General features: G+C 71.4%; 18 protein-coding genes, 1 tRNA gene and 1 riboswitch. Of the genes, 4 read left to right on the top strand and 15 right to left on the bottom strand.

Annotated features, from left to right (window positions below):
* Positions 1 to 4: 4 nt before the first annotated feature.
* The 12 genes from AC1Q7O_RS14750 to AC1Q7O_RS14695 form a co-directional block, all read right to left on the bottom strand.
* A complete protein-coding gene (locus AC1Q7O_RS14750; protein WP_492657853.1) occupies positions 5 to 997 on the bottom strand; it encodes a FecCD family ABC transporter permease in 993 nt (330 codons plus the stop codon).
* Entirely contained in the window at positions 997 to 1914 is a 918-nt protein-coding gene (locus tag AC1Q7O_RS14745; RefSeq protein ID WP_492657852.1) for an ABC transporter substrate-binding protein, read from the bottom strand. Before AC1Q7O_RS14745 ends, AC1Q7O_RS14750 begins: the two co-directional genes overlap by 1 nt.
* A 2-nt stretch (positions 1915 to 1916) precedes the next feature.
* Positions 1917 to 2477 carry a bifunctional adenosylcobinamide kinase/adenosylcobinamide-phosphate guanylyltransferase gene (cobU, locus tag AC1Q7O_RS14740; protein WP_492657851.1) on the bottom strand — a complete coding sequence of 187 codons (561 nt, stop codon included), beginning with the start codon at positions 2475 to 2477 and terminating at the stop codon, positions 1917 to 1919.
* Between the two features lie 87 nt (positions 2478 to 2564).
* Positions 2565 to 4436: a TonB-dependent receptor domain-containing protein gene (locus AC1Q7O_RS14735; RefSeq protein ID WP_492657850.1), complete on the bottom strand. Its 1872-nt coding sequence runs from the start codon at positions 4434 to 4436 to the stop codon at positions 2565 to 2567.
* Between the two features lie 74 nt (positions 4437 to 4510).
* A riboswitch (cobalamin riboswitch) is annotated at positions 4511 to 4744 on the bottom strand.
* Positions 4740 to 5150 carry a hypothetical protein gene (locus AC1Q7O_RS14730; RefSeq protein WP_492657849.1) on the bottom strand — a complete coding sequence of 137 codons (411 nt, stop codon included), beginning with the start codon at positions 5148 to 5150 and terminating at the stop codon, positions 4740 to 4742. It overlaps the preceding riboswitch by 5 nt.
* Positions 5147 to 5779, bottom strand: coding sequence for an aminoacyl-tRNA hydrolase (gene pth, locus AC1Q7O_RS14725; RefSeq protein ID WP_492657848.1), 633 nt, complete (start codon positions 5777 to 5779; stop codon positions 5147 to 5149). Before pth ends, AC1Q7O_RS14730 begins: the two co-directional genes overlap by 4 nt.
* Before the next feature lie 81 nt (positions 5780 to 5860).
* Positions 5861 to 6481: a 50S ribosomal protein L25/general stress protein Ctc gene (locus tag AC1Q7O_RS14720; RefSeq protein WP_492657847.1), complete on the bottom strand. Its 621-nt coding sequence runs from the start codon at positions 6479 to 6481 to the stop codon at positions 5861 to 5863.
* 81 nt (positions 6482 to 6562) lie between these two features.
* Positions 6563 to 7525, bottom strand: a complete 963-nt coding sequence (locus AC1Q7O_RS14715) for a ribose-phosphate pyrophosphokinase (protein ID WP_394511924.1) — start codon at positions 7523 to 7525, stop codon at positions 6563 to 6565.
* A 66-nt stretch (positions 7526 to 7591) separates the two neighbouring features.
* Positions 7592 to 7668, bottom strand: a tRNA-Gln gene (locus tag AC1Q7O_RS14710).
* A gap of 39 nt (positions 7669 to 7707) precedes the next feature.
* The gene (locus AC1Q7O_RS14705; protein WP_492657846.1) at positions 7708 to 8613 is read right to left on the bottom strand and encodes a 4-(cytidine 5'-diphospho)-2-C-methyl-D-erythritol kinase; all 906 of its coding nucleotides are present in this window, start codon (positions 8611 to 8613) and stop codon (positions 7708 to 7710) included.
* Entirely contained in the window at positions 8597 to 9124 is a 528-nt protein-coding gene (locus tag AC1Q7O_RS14700; protein ID WP_492657845.1) for an outer membrane lipoprotein LolB, read from the bottom strand. Before AC1Q7O_RS14700 ends, AC1Q7O_RS14705 begins: the two co-directional genes overlap by 17 nt.
* Positions 9121 to 10857 (bottom strand): tetratricopeptide repeat protein, encoded by a 1737-nt coding sequence (locus AC1Q7O_RS14695; protein WP_492657844.1) that lies wholly within the window; start codon positions 10855 to 10857, stop codon positions 9121 to 9123. Before AC1Q7O_RS14695 ends, AC1Q7O_RS14700 begins: the two co-directional genes overlap by 4 nt.
* 48 nt (positions 10858 to 10905) lie before the next feature.
* Here AC1Q7O_RS14695 and mutM point away from each other — a divergent pair, with 48 nt between their 5' ends.
* The 4 genes from mutM (at position 10906) to AC1Q7O_RS14675 (ending at position 14880) form a co-directional block, all read left to right on the top strand.
* Positions 10906 to 11724 (top strand): bifunctional DNA-formamidopyrimidine glycosylase/DNA-(apurinic or apyrimidinic site) lyase, encoded by an 819-nt coding sequence (mutM, locus tag AC1Q7O_RS14690; protein WP_492657843.1) that lies wholly within the window; start codon positions 10906 to 10908, stop codon positions 11722 to 11724.
* Positions 11709 to 12734 (top strand): A/G-specific adenine glycosylase, encoded by a 1026-nt coding sequence (mutY, locus tag AC1Q7O_RS14685; RefSeq protein ID WP_492657842.1) that lies wholly within the window; start codon positions 11709 to 11711, stop codon positions 12732 to 12734. The genes mutM and mutY overlap by 16 nt, the downstream gene beginning before the upstream one ends.
* Positions 12735 to 12736: 2 nt before the next feature.
* A complete protein-coding gene (locus AC1Q7O_RS14680) occupies positions 12737 to 13039 on the top strand; it encodes a hypothetical protein (protein ID WP_492657841.1) in 303 nt (100 codons plus the stop codon).
* A gap of 83 nt (positions 13040 to 13122) precedes the next feature.
* Positions 13123 to 14880, top strand: a complete 1758-nt coding sequence (locus tag AC1Q7O_RS14675) for a methyl-accepting chemotaxis protein (protein WP_492657840.1) — start codon at positions 13123 to 13125, stop codon at positions 14878 to 14880.
* Here the strand turns inward: AC1Q7O_RS14675 and AC1Q7O_RS14670 are convergent.
* From AC1Q7O_RS14670 to AC1Q7O_RS14660, 3 genes are read right to left on the bottom strand one after another with little or no spacing between them, the layout of a single operon-like run.
* On the bottom strand, positions 14877 to 16004 hold the full coding sequence (locus AC1Q7O_RS14670) for an FAD-dependent oxidoreductase (protein WP_492657839.1): 1128 nt from the start codon (positions 16002 to 16004) through the stop codon (positions 14877 to 14879). The genes AC1Q7O_RS14675 and AC1Q7O_RS14670 overlap by 4 nt on opposite strands.
* The gene (locus tag AC1Q7O_RS14665; RefSeq protein ID WP_492657838.1) at positions 16004 to 17728 is read right to left on the bottom strand and encodes a M56 family metallopeptidase; all 1725 of its coding nucleotides are present in this window, start codon (positions 17726 to 17728) and stop codon (positions 16004 to 16006) included. Before AC1Q7O_RS14665 ends, AC1Q7O_RS14670 begins: the two co-directional genes overlap by 1 nt.
* Positions 17725 to 18111 carry a BlaI/MecI/CopY family transcriptional regulator gene (locus AC1Q7O_RS14660; RefSeq protein WP_492657837.1) on the bottom strand — a complete coding sequence of 129 codons (387 nt, stop codon included), beginning with the start codon at positions 18109 to 18111 and terminating at the stop codon, positions 17725 to 17727. The genes AC1Q7O_RS14665 and AC1Q7O_RS14660 overlap by 4 nt, the downstream gene beginning before the upstream one ends.
* Positions 18112 to 18120 lie beyond the last annotated feature (9 nt).

Genomic DNA, 18120 nt, shown 5'->3' with positions numbered 1-18120 from the left:
GCGCTCACCGGGCACCTCCGCGGGCCTGGCGCCGGTGCATCAGGACCAGCAGATAGCTGCCGCCCAGCAGCGCCGTGACGATGCCGACCGGCAGCTCCTGCGGCGCGATGACCCAGCGCGCGCCGATGTCCGCCGCCAGCAGCAGCATGCCGCCGGCCAGCGGGCTGAGCAGCAGCAGGCCGCGGTGCGTGATGGCGCCCCAACTGCGCACGAGGTGCGGCGCGACGAGGCCGACGAAGGCCACCAGCCCGCATTGCGCGACGGCGGCACCCGTGGCCAGCGCCAGCGTGCCGATCAGCAGCAGCCGCACCGTCGCCAGCCGCACGCCCAGCGAGCGTGCCGTCGCTTCGCCCAGGCTGAGTGCGTCCAGCGTGCGGCTGCAGCCCAGCGCCACGCCCATGCACAGCACGAGGACGGCGGCCATGATCTGCACGGCGCTCCAGCCCACGTAGCCGGTGCTGCCCAGCATGAAGGCCTGCATGGCCCGCATGATGTCGGGGTTCATCAGCGTCAGCAGCGCCGAGCCGGAGCCCAGCACGACGCCGACGACGACGCCGGCCAGCAGCAGCCGCAGCGTCTGCTCCACGCCGCGCGCCAGCAGCAGCGTCAGCAGCACGGCGCCCACCGCGCCGGCAAAGGCCGCGCCGGTCATGCCCACGCGCAGCGCCAGTGCCGTCGCTGCAGGCGACAGGCCCATTGCGAACAGCAGCACGGCCACGCCCAGCGATGCACCGGCCGAGCAGCCCAGCAGGTAGGGGTCGGCCAGCGGGTTGCGGAACAGGCCCTGCGCCACGGCACCCGCCAGCGCCAGCAGCGCGCCTGCCGTCCACGCGCCCAGCGAGCGCGGTGCGCGGATCTCCCACAGGATCAGCGACATCGTCGGGTCGCTGTTCAGCCAGGGGCTCCAGCCGGTGCTGCCGATGGCCAGCCCCAGCGCCAGCAGCGCCGCGCTGCCTAGCAACAGCGCAACCAGCCAGAGGCGGTGACGGGATGTCATCAGCGCATGCCTCCGGCGGGCGCGTTGAACGGCGTCGTCGGCAGCGGCACCGGCCCCGCTGCGGCCTGGCGCAGGCAGCGTGCCATCAGCGCGGCGGCCTCGCCCATGCGCGGGCCGGGGCGCACCAGCACGTCCGACTCGGCGGGCACCCAGACGCAGATCTTCTTGTCCTTGACCGCGCGGATGCCGGCCCAGCCGGGGCGCTGCGGCAGGCCGCCGGCGCTGCGCTGGCCCACCATGATGAGCTGCGGGTCGGCGCGCACGACGAACTCGGGATTCAGCTTGGGGAAGGGGCCCAGCTCGGGCGGCACGATGTTCCTCGCGCCCAGCCGCTCCAGGATCTCGCCGATGAAGCTGGCGCGGCCGGCCGCGTAGGGCGCGGCGTCGACCTCGTAGTACACGCTCAGCGCGCGCGCCGCCGGCGGCAGCTGCTGGGCGCTGAACGAGATGGCGCCGTCGATGCGGTTCCAGATGCGGCGCGCGTCGTCGGGCTTGCCCAGCACCTGCGCCACCTTGCCCAGCACGCGCTGCACGTCGGCCATGCTCCTGGGCTCCAGCGCGATGACCTTGACGCCCAGCGCCTCCAGCCGGTCGATGACGCGGGCCGACACGCCCAGCAGCACGACGTCGGGCTTCAGCGCGACGAGGGCCTCGATGCCGGTGTCGTCCAGCCCGCCCAGCTTGGGCAGCGCGCGCACGGGGGCCGGGTAGTCGGAGAAGCGGTCCACGCCCACCAGCTTGGCGCAGTCGCCCAGCTCACAGACGGTCTCGGTCAGCGACGGCAGCAGGCTGACGATGCGCTTGGGCGTGTCGGGCAGCGTGATGCTGGCGCCGCGGTCGTCCTTGATCGTGATCGGCGCGGCCGAGGCCCAGCCCGCCCAGGCCAGCAGCGCCGCCGCCAGGAGTTGTCGCGTCATCGTCATTCCTCTTCCTTCTCCACCGCCCGGGTCCAGGCCTGGCCGGCCACCATCAGCGTCAGCTGCTGGCAGCGGCTGGCCACGGCCTGGTTCAGCCGGCCAAGTTCGTCCACGTAGAAGCGCGCCTCGCGCGACATCGGGCTGACGCCCCAGCCGACCTCGTTGGACACGAACACCACCGGCGACGGCAGTGCGGGCAGCGCGTCCAGCAGCGCCTGGCGTTCGGCCTGCCAGCCGGCGAGGTCGGGCGCGTTGTCCATGGGCATCAGCCAGTTGGTCAGCCACAGCGTCAGGCAGTCCACCAGCAGCAGCCGGCCCGGCACGGCGGCCTCGCGCAGCGCCGCCGTCAACGCCAGCGGCGCCTCGACGGTGGCGAAGCCCGCCGGCCGGTCGGCCTGGTGGCGGGCGATGCGGGCCTGCATCTCGTCGTCGAAGGCCAGCGCTGTGGCCACCACGGTGACCGTGTGGCCGGCCCCGGCGCGCAGCCAGGCCTGCGCCACGCGCTCGGCGTGGCGCGACTTGCCGCTGCGCTGGCCGCCGACGATGAGGTGATGCGGGCTCATGGCCTCAGCGCCCGCCCGGCCGCCCGAAGGGCGCTGAACGCCCCCTCGGGGGGCAGCGAACGGAGCGAGCGTGGGGGCTCATGTTCATCAGAGCTGCGGCGTGAAGCGCAGGCCGACGAAGACCTGGCGCGGCGTGGCCGCGTAGGTGCGGGCGGTTTCGTACTTGCGGTCGAACACGTTGTCGACCTTGAACTGCAGGCTCAACTGGTGCGAGAGGGCGACTTGGGCGTCCAGGTCCAGCATCGCGTAGCCGCCCAGTTGGTAGCCGGTGCTCAGGTTGTCGGTGCGCTTGCTGCTGGCCAGCACCTGGCCGCCCAGCGTCCACGCGCCGATGTCGGTCTCGGCGCGTACCGTGCCGTGCGTCTTGGCCCGGCGCGCCAGCAGCTTGCCGTAGTTGGCCGAGGCCTTGTCGCTGTCCTTGGGGGCCTGCAGGTCCAGCGTGCCGGACAGACGCACCGCGCCCAGCGCCGTGGCGCCGCGCAGGCTCAGGCCCTGCAGCCGGCCTTCGCTGACGTTGTCGTAGCAGCCGTAGAGGTTGGGGCAGGGGCCGGCGACGCCGGACACGGGCTTGGACACGTAGACGATGAGGTCGCGCACCAGGTTGCGGTAGGCGGTGATGCTGAACTCATCGCGGCCCGACGCGTAGTGCAGGCCCAGCTCGGCGTTGCGGCCCTGCTCGGGGCGCAGGCTGGCCTTGCCGCTGTCGGAGAAGCGCTGGTACAGCGACGGCGCGCGGAACGACGTACCCGCCGACGCCTGTACGCGCCAGCCGGCGCCCAGCCGGTAGCCGCCGGCCACCGCGCCGGTGCTGGTGCCGCCGAACTCGCTGTCGCGGTCGTGGCGGGCGTTGAGCTGCAGCGACAGCGGGCCGCTGGCCCACGACCAGCCGGCACCGACGGCGTCCTGGTGGCGCTTGCCGTGGCCGCCGATGACGCCGGTGTTGTCGAGCTGGTCTTCACGCCGCTCCAGCAGGCCTTGCAGCGTGCCGGCCGTACCGAGGTTCCAGCTCGTGTTGAAGCCGTAGGTGCGCACGCGCGTCTTCGTCACGTAGGGGCTGGGTTGGGTCTCGTAGCGCTCGCTGGACTCGCCCACGCTCAGCTCGCTGCGCACGTCGCTGCTCCACTGCGCGGCCCAGGCCAGCCGCATGGCGCGGGTGTCGGAGATCGTGCGGTCGTCGGTCTTGGCGGTGGCGCTGGAGTCGTAGTCGGCGTCGACATGGCTGGTCAGCGCGCTGACCTCCAGGCGGTGTTCGGCCGCCAGCTGCACGCCCAGGCGCAGGCTGGCGTTGCGGCTCTGGTAGCCGTCGTCGTCGGGCGTGAAGGTGGGCGTGGCCGGCGCCGGGCGGGCGTTGAAGCCGTTGCTGCCCTCGGCGGCGACGGACAGCGCGTAGTCGACGATGCCGGTGCGGCCGCTGACGCTGGCGTCCGCCTTCACGAGGCCGCGGTTGCCGCCGCCGATGCCGAGGTCGACGACCGGCTTGCCGTCGCCCTTGCGCGTGAAGATCTGCACCACGCCGCCGATGGCGTCGGAGCCGTACAGCGCGCTGGCCGGGCCGCGCACGATCTCGATGCGATCGATCTGCGCCAGCGGGATCGCGTTCCACGACGCGCCGCTGCTGGCCTGGGAGTCCACGCGCACGCCGTCGATGAGCAGCGTGGTGTGGCGCGTGTCGGCGCCGCGCACGAACAGGCTGGTGTTGGCGCCCGGGCCGCCGTTGCGGATCATCTCGAAGCCCACCTGGCGGCGCAGCAGGTCGGCGACGCTGCCGACGGCCTGGCGCTCGATGTCGTCGCGCGTGAGGACCGTCATGTCGGACAGCACGTCGGAGAGTTTCTGCGGCGCGCGGGTGGCGGTGGTGACGACGGTGTCGAGCCGGGTCTGGGCGTGGGCGGACGCGGCCAGGGCCAGCATGGACAAGGCGAACAGCGGCCGACGGGCCGCGAGGATGGACTGGGACATGGAAGAAACGCAAACGAACCACCAGCCGTGCTGACCCCCGCAGCAAGGCTGAAAACGGCTTGCCGCTGGTTGCGCGACAAGCCCCGTCGTTGGCCGGTATCCGGGCTGATGGACATCCGCTCGACGCCTTCCCGGTGCAGGGCACCAGTGGCTTGTGAGTCGAGCAGCGAGGCGGGTGAGCCTCGTCCACTTACCGTTGCGGGGACAGCTCAGGTTAGGCGCACCGCGTGGCGGCTTGCCCTCCTGATTCCCGTTGAACTGCGCCTGCCGTGGAGACCGGCGCGAGCACCAACAGCGAGCATTCTATCGGCGCGCGCTGCTGGCGGCCGGCTTGGGCGGCTTGGCGGGCTTCGCCACCTTGGGCGGTTTCAGGTAGGTGACCTGCGGCGCACTGGCGGCCGCGGCGGGCGCGGGCTGCAGGCCGATGTGCGAGGCCTTCTGGTGGCGCGCCTCGGCTTCGCTGGCGCGCCGGGCCGAGGCCAGTGCCGCGGCCTGCCGGGCATCGGCGAGGTGGCGGCTGCGCGCGGCGCGGCTGTCCGCGTCGCTGGGTTCGTCGTAGTCGACGCTGCTGGCGCCGGTGCCGCCCGGGCAGGGCGAGTCGCGCAGGTCACGGCCCTCGGGGCCGCAGCGGTAGACCTGCGCACGCCGGCTCTGCGTCTGCGCCATCGCGGGCAGCGCGATGCTCAGGGCGAGAGCCAGCAGCAGCGGTTTCATGAGGCCGGAGTTTCCGCTGGCGGCTGCGGTTTGGGGGGCTTGGGCCGCGGCGGCTTGGCGTGAATTTTGGCGAGCGCCTTGTCCATGTCGCCGCGCAGCATCAGCTCGACGGCGGCGTAGCTCTTCTCGATGCAGTCCTCCACCGCCTGGCGCTCCGCCAGCGGCGGCTTGCGCAGCACGTAGTTGGCCACCTCGGCCTTGTGGCCCGGGTGGCCGATGCCCAGCCGCAGCCGCCAGAAGTCGCCGCTGCCAAGCTGGGCGCGCATGTCGCGCAGCCCGTTGTGGCCGCCGTCGCCGCCGCCCTTCTTGAACTTCATCTCGCCGGGCGGCAGGTCCAGCTCGTCGTGCACGGCCAGGATCTCCTCCGGCGCGATCTTGAAGAAGCGCGCCAGCGCCGCCACCGACTTGCCGGAGACGTTCATGTAGGTCATGGGCTCCAGCAGCCAGATCGGGCCGCTCGCGCCGGGCGCCTGGTTCACGCGCGCCACGAGGCCGTGATAAGCCTTGTCGGGCGACAGGCTCACCTTGAGCCCGCGGGCCAGGCCGTCAATCCACCAGAAGCCGGCGTTGTGGCGGGTGTCTTCGTATTCAGTGCCGGGGTTGCCCAGGCCGACGAGCAAGCGAATCATGGGGCGGGATTATCGAGGTGAGCAGAAACGGCAAAGGGCTCCCGAGGGAGCCCTTTGCGTTGGCAGGAAGCCGGGAAGAAATTACTTCTTCTTCTTCTTCTTACCGTCGTCGGCGGCCGGAGCGGCGGCGACGATGATTTCTTCAGCCACCGGGGCGACCGGCGTGGCGACGACCGGGTTCGGCTTGCCGTGCGTGACGACCTTGATGCCCGCGGGGATCTTGATGTCGTTGACGTGCAGCGAGTGGCCAGCGGTCAGGCCGGACAGGTCCACCTCGATGAACTCGGGCAGTTGCTGGGCCAGGCAGGTGATTTCCAGCTCGGTGATGACGTGGTTGACCGTGTTCTTGTCGGTCTTGACGGCCACGGAGTTTTCTTCGCCGATGAAGTGCAGGGGCACCTTCTTCGTGATCTTGGTCGTGCCGTCCACGCGCTGGAAGTCAATGTGATTGACTTGCGGCTTGTAGGGGTGCATCTGGAAGTCGCGCAGCAGCACTTGCGTGACCGAGCCGTTCAGCTCCATGTCCAGCAGGGAGCTGTGGAAGGCTTCCTTCTTCAGGGCGTGGTACAGCGCGTTGTGATCGAGCTCGATCAGTGCGGGCTCACCGGCGCCGTAAACAATGCCGGGCACCTTGCCGGCCACTCGCAGGCGGCGGCTCGCTCCGGTCCCCTGCAGCTTGCGCTCAAAAGCGACGAACTTCATGGTTTTCTCCAAAAAGAGAAACGGCACCCGCGACCAGGCGCCGTTGAAAAAGCGGCCTTGCGGCCGCCACGAATACCCCGATCAGAAGTTGTTGTTCTGCTCGGAGAAAAGGGAGGTGACCGACTCGCCGTCAGAGATGCGGCGGATGGTCTCGGCGAACAGGAAGGCCACCGACAGCTGGCGGATCTTCTTGCAGGCCTTGGCCGCGTCGGTCAGCGGGATGGTGTTGGTGATGACGACCTCGTCCAGCTGCGAGGCGGCGATGCGCTCGATGGCCGGGCCCGACAGGATGGGGTGGGTGCAGTAGGCGAACACGCTCTTGGCGCCGCGCGACTTCAGCACCTCGGCCGCCTTCACCAGCGTGCCGGCGGTGTCGATCATGTCGTCCATGATCACGCAGTTGCGGCCGTCGATGTCGCCGATGACGTGCATCACCTCGGACACGTTGGCGGCCGGGCGGCGCTTGTCGATGATGGCCAGGTCGCAGCCCAACTGCTTGGCCAGCGCGCGGGCGCGCACCACGCCGCCGACGTCCGGGCTCACGACCACCAGGTTGCTGTAGTTGCGGCTCTTCAGGTCCGACAGCAGCACGGGCGATGCGTAGATGTTGTCGACCGGGATGTCGAAGAAGCCCTGGATCTGGTCGGCGTGCAGGTCCATCGTCAGCACGCGCTCGACGCCCACGGTCTCCAGCAGGTTGGCCACGACCTTGGCCGAGATGGGCACGCGGGTGGAGCGCGGGCGGCGGTCCTGGCGGGCGTAGCCGAAGTAGGGGATCACGGCCGTCACGCGGCGGGCGCTGGAACGCTTCAGGGCATCGGCCATGATCAGCAGTTCCATCAGGTTCTCGTTCGTCGGCGCGCAGGTGGGCTGGATGACGAACACGTCACGGGCACGCACGTTCTGCTGGATCTCGACGGCGACCTCGCCATCGGAGAAGCGGCCGACCACGGCCTTGCCCAGCTCGAGGCCGAGGTGGGTGGCAATTTCCTGGGAGAGGACCGGGTTCGCGTTGCCGGTGAAGAGAACCGTGTTGAGCAGCACTTGGAGCCTCTGGATCAGTCAGTGGCTCGCTGACGCGCGCCGGTTCAGCGAAGTATCAGAAGAATTTGGCAGGGGAGGAAGGACTCGAACCCTCGCATGTCGGAATCAAAATCCGATGCCTTGACCAACTTGGCGACTCCCCTACACAGGACACAGCAGAGCTGCTGCACCCCAAAACTTTCTCAATCTGCCCAGCCCGCGAGCGGGTGTTGAGCCAGACTGCGGCAGATTCGACCGGTCCACTCTGAAGGCTGGGCCTTCAGCAATGTCGCCAGGGACTGGTCGTCCTTGCCATCTTTTCCATCCCCGGCAAGTATCGAGAAGACTGCTGCCCCCGAACCCGTCATCCGGGCGTTGCCGAAGGTTTTCGACAACAGGGCCAACGCATCTCGCACTTCGCTGCTGATCGATTCTGCTGCGGGCTGCAGGTCGTTGCGACCGAAGTCTTGACCGTTGCCTTCGCAGATTCTTTCTGCAACTCCTGCCGAAGCGGGAAAGCCAGCGACTATAGCCAGCTTTTCGGACCTTGCCAAGAGATTACTTGAAAAAATCTCTTTGGTCGCCAGTCCGGCCGGTCCCTTGACGACGGCGAAACGCTGTTCGGGCAGCGTGATGGGGTGCAGGATTTCGCCGATGCCTTCGACGAAAGCCGGCCCGCCGCCGAGGAAGAACGGCACGTCCGCGCCCAGCTTCAGCCCCAGCGCGAGCAGGCGCGGCAGCGGCAGCCGCAGGTCCCACAGCCGGTTCAGCGCGAGCAGCGTGGTGGCGGCGTCGGACGAGCCGCCGCCCATGCCGGCGCCGGCGGGCAGGCGTTTTTCGAGGTGGATGTCGGCGCCCAGCGTGCAGCCGGTCTCCTGCTGCAGCAGCCGCGCGGCGCGCAGGCACAGGTCGTCGGCCGGCAGGTCACCGCCGAGCACGTCGTGGCGGGCGAGGCGGCCGTCGGCGCGGCGTTCCACGTGCAGCGTGTCGGCCCAGTCGATGAGCACGAAGACGGACTGCAGCAGGTGGTAGCCGTCGTCGCGCTTGCCGACGATGTGCAGGAAGAGGTTCAGCTTGGCCGGCGCGGCCAGGTCATGGAGTGCTTTCATCGCCTCCGTCCAGTTTGGCGCGCAGCGTGACGACCGGCGCGGCCAGCCGCGTGGCGACGAGGGCCGGCAGCTTGGGCTCGATGCGCCAGCCCAACTGCTCGAAGCCGTTGGCAGTCTTCTCGTGCGGCGCGGCGGGCCAGGGGCGGGCGCGGAGCCAGTCGAACAGCGCCGCCACCGGCACGGCCTCGCCCAGCAGCTCGCGGGTCAGCGCGTCCAGGGTGTCGAAGCGGCGTTCGCCGTCGGGCGTGGTCAGCGCGACGAGGCCGGGCGCCCAGGCGGCGCGGGCCACCAGCGTGCCCAGCGGCGAGGTCAGCTCCAGCCGGCCGGCGTCGGGCCCGCCGAACAGCTCGAAGCTGGCCGCACCGCCGGTGCCGCGGTTGTGCTGGTCGCCGGCAACGGTGACGCTGATGCGCCCGCCCAGGCGGGCCTCGGTGGTGTCGGCGGGCGGGGCCTTGGGCAGCTGCGCGCAGCCGGCCAGCGCCACGGCCAGCAGCAGGGCGGCGGCCCTCACGGCGTGACCTTGAGCCGCTTCATCGCGTCGCGCAGCGCCTCGTTGTCGGGCTCGCGCTGCAGGCCTTCGGCGAAGACGCGGCGGGCCTCGTCCTGCGCGCCGCTGGCCCACAGCACCTCGCCCAGGTGGGCGGCGATCTCGGCGTCGGGGCGGCCGGCGTGGGCCTGGCGCAGCAGCCTGGCGGCTTCGGGCAGGTTGCCCTGGCGGAACTCCACCCAGCCCATGCTGTCGACGATGAAGGACTCGCCGGGCGCGAGTTTGAGCGCCTGCGCGATGAGCTGCCTGGCCTCGGGCAGGCGCACGTTGCGATCGGCGAACGAGTAGCCCAGCGCGTTGTAGGCGTGGTGGTGGTCGGGCTTGAGCTCGATGACGCGGCGCAGCTGCGCCTCCATGTCGTCGAAGCGGCCCAGCTTCTCGCTCATCATGGCCTGCTCGTACAGCAGGTCGGTGTCGTCCTTGAAGCGCTCGGTGCCGGCCTTCAGCACGGTGGCGGCACCGGCGAAGTCGCGCTGCTCGCGCAGCAGCTGCGACTCGGCCAGCAGCGCGGCGCGGGCGTCGGCGTCGCTGGCGTCGGCGGCGGGCTTGAGCAGCTTGCGGGCGTCGGCCAGCTTGCCCTGGCGGGCCAGCAGGCTGGCGCGGCGGAACCTGACGTCCAGGCCGCTGCCGTCGACCTTCTGCAGCGCGGCCTCGGCGGCCTTCAGGTCGCCGCGCTGCTCGGCCACCTGCGACAGCATCAGCCATGCGTTCTGGCGGCCGTCGGCGCGCGCCTTGATCTCGGCGTCGGTGCCGGCGGCGGGCAGGTCCAGGCGCTTCAGGCTCTCGCGCAGCGCGGCCTCGGCGGCGGGCAGGTGCCTGAGCTCCAGCTCCAGCGCGCCCAGCGCCAGCCAGGCGGCGGGGTTGTCTGGCGTGGCCTCGGTCAGCGTGCGGAACTCGCGCGCCGCGTCGGCCGGGCGCTGCGCCTTCAGCAGCGTGCGGGCGTAGGCCTGGCGCAGCGCGTGCTGATCGGGCTTCTGAGCCAGGCGCTCGGTGATGAGGCTTTCGGCCTGCGGCTCGGCGGGCATCAGCTCAACGGCCAGCTGCATCGCGTCGTCGCCGTCGGGCATGGCCTGGTTGAGCTCGCGCGTCAGCGCCAGTGCGCGCGCGTTCTCGCCGGCGTTCAGCGCCAGCCGGGCCTCGGTGTAGAGGGCCGCGGGCTTGAGCGGGCCGGTCTGCGCCTGCAGCACCGGGGCCAGCGCGGTGAGCACGGCCTTGGGGTCGGGCGCGCGCTGGAACAGCCGCGGCAGCGATGCGATGAAGCCGGGGCGCTGGTCGGCGGGCGCCAGTCGCAGCAGCGCGCGCAGCGGCTGGGGCACCTCGGCGGGCTTGTTCAACAGCGCCAGCAACTGCACGACGGTCTGGTGCGCCTCGACCGACGTGGGCAGCGTGTCGCCCCAAGCGCGGGCGGCCAGCAGCGCCTGGTCGCCGGCTCGGGCCTGCAGCGCGATGTTGACGACGCGCTTGAACAGGGCCTCGTCGCCGGTGCGCCGGGCGGCATCCAGCAGCACCTGGAAGGCGACGCCGGCCTGGCCGTTGTTGAGCTCCAGTTCGCCGATCAGCAGCTGATAGAACAGCGGCGCGTCCATCGTGGAGTTGGTGAACGACGAGGCGGGGGCGGGCGGGGCCTCCTCGGCATGGGCATGCAGGCCCAGCAGCAGGGCGGCGGCGCAGGCGATGCGGCGGACGGTGAACGGCATTCAGACTCCAGGCCCGGGGGGCGAGGCGCTGATTATGATTTCCGGCAAATGCCCGAGTTACCTGAAGTCGAAGTCACGCGCCGCAGCTTTGCGAACGCCATCCAGGGGGCCCGGGTGACGGGCCTGCGCCTGGGAAAACCGCTGCGCTGGCCCATCGGCGTGGACCCCGAAACGCTGCTCGGCGCCCGCGTCGGCAGCGTGCAAAGAAGGGGTAAATATTTGTGGCTCCCGCTTGATAACAGCGGCGGGCTGCTGATGCACCTGGGCATGTCGGGCTCGCTGGCGTTTCTTGAAACCACGCCGGCGCCCGGCGCGCACGACCATTTCGACCTGCATACCGACCGCGGCCTGCTGCGGCTGACCGACCCGCGCCGCTTCGGTGCGGTCGTCTGGGGCGCGGCGCTGGACGCCGACCCCGTGGCGACGCTGCTCGCCGGCCTGGGCCTGGAGCCGTTCGACGAGCGCTTCGACGGCCTGCATCTGCACGCCGGTCTGAGCGGTCGGCGCGTGCCGATCAAGCAGGCGCTGCTGGCGGGCGACATCGTCGTCGGCGCCGGCAACATCTACGCCTGCGAGGCGCTGTTCATGGCCGGCATCGACCCGCGCCTGCCCGCCGGCAAGCTCAGCCGGCCACGTGCCGACAAGCTCGCCGCCGCGGTGCGCCAGGTGCTGGGCCAGGCGCTGGAGGCGGGCGGCACGACGCTGCGCGACTTCCGCGACGCGCATGGCGTGGCCGGCAGCTTCCAGATGCAGGCGCAGGTCTACGGCCGAGAAGGCGAACCCTGCCGGCGCTGCGGCACGGCCATCAAGCGCATCGTGCAGGGGCAGCGTTCCACCTTTTTCTGCCCGTCATGCCAGAAGCGTTGATCGAGGATTTCGGCCAGACCGTCGTCGCCTGGCAGAAGCGTCACGGCCGGCACACGCTGCCCTGGCAGAACACGCGCGATCCTTACCGCGTGTGGCTGTCCGAGGTCATGCTGCAGCAGACGCAGGTGACGACGGTGCTGGGCTACTACGAGCGCTTCCTCGCGCGCTGGCCCCGCGCGACGGACCTGGCAGCCGCGACGCTGGACGAGGTGCTGGCGCAGTGGGCCGGCCTGGGCTACTACAGCCGCGCGCGCAACCTGCATGCCTGTGCCAAGGCCGTGGCCGAGCTGCATGGCGGCGCGTTCCCGGGCAGTGCCGCGGGTCTGCAGACGCTGCCGGGCATCGGCCGCTCGACGGCGGCGGCCATCGCGGCGTTCTGCTTTGGTGAGCGCGTCGCCATCCTGGACGGCAACGTGAAGCGGGTACTGTCCCGCGTGCTGGCGTTCGACGGCGACCTGGCCAGCAGCGCGGCCGAGAAGAAGCTGTGGGACCACGCCACCGCGCTGCTGCCCGAGCACGACGTGGACCGCTACACGCAGGGCCTGATGGACCTGGGCGCGACCGTCTGCGGCGCACGCTCGCCCGACTGCCTGATCTGCCCCGTGCAGCCGCTGTGCCGCGGCCAGCAGCAGGGCGACCCGACGCGCTACCCCGTCAAGACGAAGAAGCTCAAGCGCGGGCGGCGCGAGAACTGGTGGCTGTGGGTGGAGAAGCAGGGCCAGGTCTTGCTGCAGCAGCGGCCGGCCACCGGCGTGTGGGCGGGGCTGTGGACGCTGCCCATGTTCGACGACGAGGCCAGCGCCCGTGCGGCGTTGCCTGGCAGCGAGCCGGCGACGCTGCCGCGCATCCAGCATGCGCTGACGCATTTCGACTGGGTGCTGCACACGCTGCGCGCCGAGGCGCCCGAGGGGCCCGAGGGGCCGACGCCTGGCGGCACCTGGGTTGCGCGCGAGAGAATCGCGGACTACGCGCTGCCGGCGCCGCTGAAGAAGCTGATCGAGGAAAGCTGACCATGAGACCTGACATCAAGAGCGGCGTCGAGTACGCACTGATCACGCTGCTGGTGGCCGGCGCGTGCCTGTGGCAGCTCATCAGCGGCGCCAACGAGCCCGACCCGCCGGCGGCCAGGATCGCCATCATGGGCCTGGGGATGCTGGTGGCTGGCGCCATGCACTGCGTCTTCATGATGCAGCTGGTCAAGCGCACCGGCCGGGCGTTCGCGCCGTGGTTCGTCGCCATCGTCATCTTCATGCCGGTGGGCACGGCGGTGCTGCTGGCGCTGCTGCTCAGCGAGTCGGATTCGGCGCAAACCTGACAGCGGGCGGACAGGCCGCCCCCCCGCATTGCCTCCCCCTTGCGAAAGGGGCAAAGTCTTCTGAACAACTACAGGAGACAGCCTTGGACGCCTTGAAGAACCTGCGTGTCGGAACCCGGCTGGGCCTGGCCTTCGCGGTGCTGCTGGCCTTGCTGCTGGTGATGGCCGGCATCGGCGCGCTACAGGCCAAGTCCATCAACTATTACGCCGAGTACTACCCCCAGAACATCCTGCCGTCGCTGCGCGCCATCCACCAGATCGATGGCGCGCTGTCGGATGCGCGGCGGCTGGAGCAGCAGCACATCCTGACCGACGACGACAAGGAGAAGAAGTCGCTGTCGGCGCGCATCGCCAAGGCGCGAAGCGATCTGCAGCAGCGGCTCAAGGACTACGAGCCTCTCGTCACGGACGACCAGGACCGCGCGCTGCTGGGCAAGGTGAGCGAAGGCCTGAAGGGCTACCTGGCCGCGCAGGACAAGGTGCTGAAGGCGTCGGAAGACGGTGCGGCCGACCCCACCCAGGCCACCGCCGCGCGCGACCTCACCTTCGGCCCCGCCCGCGCCGCCTTCACGCCGGTGCGCGAGACCATCAACGAGTGGTGGATCTACAACGAGAAGCTGGCGGCCGGGACGACCGAGTCCGCCGCCGCGGCGTATGTGCGCGTGCTGTGGGTCTTCGCCATCGTCTCCGTCGTCGCGCTGCTGATCGGTGCGTTCGCGGCGCTGGTCATCACGCGCTCCATCACCGTGCCGGTGCAGCGCGCCTCGGAGGCCGTCCGGGCCGTGGCCGGCGGCGACCTGACGCAGCGCGTGCACAGCAGCAGCCGCGACGAGCTGGGCCAGCTGCTGTCGATGCTGGACGACATGACACAGAACCTGGCACGCATGGTGTCCGGCGTGCGTCAGGGCTGCGAGCAGATCAACGTCGCCGCGGCCGAGATCGCGCAGGGCAACGCCGACCTGTCGGCGCGCACCGAGAGCCAGGCCTCCAGCCTGGAGGAGACGGCCGCATCCGTCGAGCAGATGGCCGCGCAGATCAAGGCCAATGCCGACAACGCGCGCCAGGCCGACCAGCTCGCCAACCGCGCGTCCGAGGTGGCGCAGCAGGGCGGCACGGCGGTGGGCGAGGTGGTGTCGACGATGGACGGCATCTCGGCCGCCAGCCGCAAGATCGGCGACATCATCGGCACCATCGACGGCATCGCGTTCCAGACCAACATCCTGGCGCTGAATGCGGCCGTCGAGGCGGCGCGGGCTGGCGAGCAGGGGCGCGGCTTCGCGGTCGTGGCCGGCGAGGTGCGGCTGCTGGCCCAGCGCAGCGCCGAGGCGGCCAAGGAGATCAAGAGCCTCATCGGCGACAGCGTTGCGAAGGTCGAGAGCGGCAGCGCGCAGGTGCTGACGGCGCGCGAGACTATCGGCCAGATGGTCAACGAGGTGCGGCGCGTGACCGACCTCGTCGCCGAGATCACCGTGTCCAGCCGCGAGCAGAGCGAGGGCGTGGGGCAGATCAACGCCGCCGTCAGCCAGCTGGACCAGGCCACCCAGCAGAACGCCGCGCTGGTGGAGCAGACGGCCGCCGCGGCCGAGAGCATGCGCATGCAGACCACCAAGCTGAACGAGGCGGTGGCGGCCTTCCGCGTCGATGCGGGCCAGGCCGTGGCCACGCGCGCCGCGCCCAAGCCGGCGCCCCGGCCGGCGGCGACGCCCAGGCCGGCCATGCACAAGCCCGCCGTGAAAGCCGCGGCCGCCAGGCCGGCAGCAGTGCCGGTCGCAGCAGTGCCTGTCCCCAGGCCGGTCGCACCGGCCCCGGCGTCCAGCGACAGCGACTGGGAAACCTTCTAGCCGAACAGCGCCGCGAGGCGCCGCACGGCGTCCTCGGAGTGCTCGCGGTCGGGTCGCAGGTCGGCGTTTCCGAAGTCGTGCTCGCCCATCGCGGCAACGAGCAGACCGTCGCGGCGCGGCAGCGCGACGACGTTGTGGCCGCGGTAGATGACCGCGTAGTCCACCTCGGGCTGCGGGACGAGCCGGGCGGTCTGCCCGCGCACCGGCGTGAGGCTGGCGTCGCCCAGCAGCGTGCGGGCGCCGTCGCCGGTGCAGTTGGCGACCAGCGCCTCCGGCAGCCGGGCCAGATCGCGCGGCGTGCGGAACTCGCGCTGCACCAGCTCGCCGCCGTCACGCGCGAAGTCGTCCAGCAGCAGGCGCTGGTAGGCCGGGATGTTGAAGACCAGCTGCGTGAAACGGCGTGCCTGCACGTCGCGGAACGGGTGCTCGCCCGGCTGCAAGGCCTTGCCCTGCGGACGCAGGTCGGCCACGCGGGGGTAGAGGTCGGGGTAGTCGGGCTCGCCGACGTGGCCGGGCAGCGGCTGCTCGAAGCCGTCGTCGGAGACGACGTAGCCGTCATGCCATTCGACCGGCCCGGACGGCAGGCCGAGATAGCTCTGGTGCATCTTGAACGACGCCCGCGCCATCGCCTCCCAGTCGGCGCGCCAGGCCTCGGTGGCGTGCGCGCTGGTGGCAATGCGCGACTCGGGCGTCCACAGCCCCGTGGCGGCCGACGAGTGCACGCGCGGCGGCCGGTCCCGGGCGTAGAGCCGCACCTTGAAGCCGGCCAGCTGCGCGGTGCGCGCGGTCGTCAGCCCGATGGCGCCGGCGCCGATGACGGCGATGCGCGTGCCCGGTTTCGCGTGGGCCTGGATCAGCGCCAGTGCGCGCTGCGCCGAGCCCCAGCTCAGCGACCAGCCGCTGCCGCCGTGGCCGTAGTGATGCACCACGGTCTTGCCGTGCAATCGCTGCGCCTCGATGCGCGGCCCCTGGGCGCGGAACGGGCGGATGCCGACGGCGATGTCGATGATGCGGTCGGTGCTGACGCGCATGGCCGCCGGCGCGCGCGGCGCGGCGAAGTCCAGCGCGGCGGCGGGCAGGGCGCAGGAGGCGGAGCCCGCCGCGAGCAGTTCGCGCCGGCGCATCACAAGGCCTGCTTGGCCAGCGACTTGCGGATCAGCGCCGCGTCGCGCAGCCGCTGGGCCGAGCCGTCGGCGTCCAGCAGCACGACGGTGACGGGCCGCTTGCCGTCGAGGATGCGCATCGCCAGGCAACGGCCGGCTTCCTCCGTGTAGCCGGTCTTGGAGACGCGGATGTTCCAGCCCTTGGTGCCCACCAGCCGGTTGGTGTTGCGGATCTCGCGCGGCCGTCCGTCCACCGGCACCTTGGCCTTCTTCACGCTGGTGATGCGCTCGATCTCGCCGTAGCGCGCGGCGGCTGCGGTGATGGCCGCCATCTCGGTGGCCGTGGACGTGTTGGCCGGCGACAGCCCCGTGGGCTCGGCGATGGCCGTGCGGCTCAGGCCCAGCGCGCGGATCTTGGCCTGCATCGCCTTGACGAAGCCGGTCTCGCCGCCGGGGAAGGTGCGGGCCAGCGCGGCGGCGGCGCGGTTCTCCGACTCCATCAGCGCCATCTCCAGCGCGGCCAGCCGCGTCATCTGCGTGCCGACGCGCACGCGCGACTTGCTGTGCTTGAGCGTGTCGACGTCGTCGTTGGTGATGCGCAGCTTCTCGTTCGGGTCCAGCTTCGCGTCCAGCACCACCATGGCCGTCAGCAGCTTGGTCAGCGACGCGATGGGCACGACGGCATCGGCGTCGCGCGACATCAGCACCTTGCCCGTGGCGTCGTCGATGACGACGACATGCTTGGCGTTCACCGGCAGGCGCAGCTGCGGGGCGGGCTGCGGCGCGCTCCTGGCCTCGGTGGCTGTGGCGGCGGGGGGCGGCTCGGGCGTGTCGCGGCCGCGGGCCTGCACGACGAAGCTCGTTGCCGCGATCAGCAGCGCCGGCAGCGCCAGCTTCCAGCCGGTGGCCTGCGGGCGTGGCGCCAGCAGGCGCTCGATGCGGCGCAGCAGGTCGCCGCCTTGCGCGGCCAGCGCGACGTTCGGCATGTGGCCCTGCGGCACCTCGCTGAGCGCGTGCAGCGCGAGCGCCATGCGGCGGGAGTCACCCAGCAGCTCGGCCGAGATCTCGTCGGCCACCAGCTCGCGCTCGGCGCGCAGGCGGGCCGACAGCCACCACACCACCGGGTGGAAGAACAGCAGCGCCTCGACGACGCTCTGCAGCAGGTTGGCCACGTAGTCCCAGCGCCGCACATGCGCCAGCTCGTGGGCCAGCAGCGCTTCGAGCAGGTCCACCGGCAGGCGGCTCAGCAGCGCGGCGGGCAGCAGCACGCAGGGCCGCAGCATGCCCAGCGCAATGGGGCCGGCCAGGCCGGGCAGCAGGCGCAGCGGCACGGGGCGGCGCAGGCCCAGGCGGCGGGCGAGCGCATCCAGCCGCGCCTGCCACTCGGCCGGGGCCGGCGTGCTGCGCCGGCGCGCGCGCGCCACCCAGGCCAGGCCCAGCGCCAGCCGCGCCAGCATCAGCGCGGTGCCCAGCGCCCAGGCGCCGACCAGGGCCGGCATCTGCTCTGCCAGCGGCGGCAGCTGGCCGACGAACTCGACCTCGGCGGGCGCGAGGTCCAGGCACTGCGCCAGCGGCAGCCCCAGGCACAGGCCCAGCGCGGCGGCGCAGACGCCGTAGCGCCAGCGCGCCGACGCGCCGCGCAGCAGCGCCAGCAGCAGCGCGGCCACGCCGCCCACGATGGCGCCTTGCCAGATGAAGTTCAACAGGGCCCAGCCCCAGGCATTCATGGCGATGTCCAGATTCAAGGCTGATCTCCGTTCCTTGCCAGCAGCTGGCGGATCTCCGCGCGCTCCTTGGCACTCACATGGTTCTTCAAGGCGGCTAGCACCAGGGCCTTGCCCGAGCCGGCGAACGCCTTGGCGATGAAGTCCTTCACCAGCGACTGCTGCAGCTTGTCCTGCGCCTGCACGGGCGCGTAGCGCTGCGGGCGCAGGCTCTCGTCGCGCGTCAGCAGGCCCTTGCCGTGCATGACCTGTAGCTGGCGCAGCACGGTGGCGTAGGTGGCGTCGGGCCGGTCGGGCAGCAGGGCCTCGTGCACGGCCTTGGCGTCGGCCGGGCCCAGGCGCCACAGCACCTGCAGCAGGTCCAGCTCGGCCGCCGTCGGGCGGGTGGGGGTGGGGGGCGTCATGAATTCAGA

The organism is Roseateles sp. GW823-FHT07B05 (genome assembly GCF_058794515.1).
The sequence above is the reverse complement of the archived record's forward strand: the minus strand, read 5'-3'. Positions and strand labels throughout refer to the sequence as shown.